The sequence below is a fragment of the Mesorhizobium caraganae genome, from assembly GCF_016836705.1.
GTDB lineage: Bacteria > Pseudomonadota > Alphaproteobacteria > Rhizobiales > Rhizobiaceae > Mesorhizobium > Mesorhizobium caraganae.
On the sequence record NZ_JAFCGY010000124.1, the window covers coordinates 1 to 478 of the forward strand.

Here is a 478-nt window from a genome sequence, read left to right on the forward strand (position 1 = left end):
CTTGCCGGCTTCAAGCGCGGCCTGCGCCATCGCCCGATGCAGATGGTTGGGCGTGCAGATATGCACGACCTGCACCTGCGGATCGGCGAGCGCTTATTCGATATCGCGATAGGCGCGCGGCAGGTTACAGGCGGATGCCACCTCGCTCGCCCGCTCCGGCGAGGACGCGCTCACGCCGATGATGCGCGCGCCCGCCAGGATCGCCGCGCGGCGATGCTCGTTGACGATCATGCCGGTGCCGACGATGGCGACGCCCAACTGGCTCATCGCTGCGCGTCCTCAGTGGGGGAGAGGGCGGAAACGGCGGCCGGCCGCTCGCGGAACAACAACAGGAACGCCACCAGTACGACCGCGGCGACGCCGGCCGGGAACAGCCAGATCTGCTGCCAGTCGCGGCCGGCCGCCGTGGTGTAGTGCTCCACGACCGCGCCGGAAAGGAAGCTGCCGATCAGCATGCCGACGCCGTAGGTCGCCAGGG

2 protein-coding genes and 1 pseudogene are annotated in these 478 nt (G+C 69.7%); all 3 read right to left on the reverse strand.

Going from position 1 to position 478, the window contains the following annotated elements; all coding sequences use genetic code 11:
- Positions 1–78: pseudogene (locus tag JQK88_RS37760) on the reverse strand (hypothetical protein); the annotation flags it as partial.
- A 15-nt stretch (positions 79–93) separates the two neighbouring features.
- On the reverse strand, positions 94–267 hold the full coding sequence (locus JQK88_RS35580) for a hypothetical protein (protein ID WP_203281255.1): 174 nt from the start codon (positions 265–267) through the stop codon (positions 94–96).
- Positions 264–478 (reverse strand): hypothetical protein (locus tag JQK88_RS35585; RefSeq protein WP_376740500.1); only part of this gene is annotated, 215 nt, incomplete at its 5' end. The genes JQK88_RS35585 and JQK88_RS35580, both read right to left, overlap by 4 nt.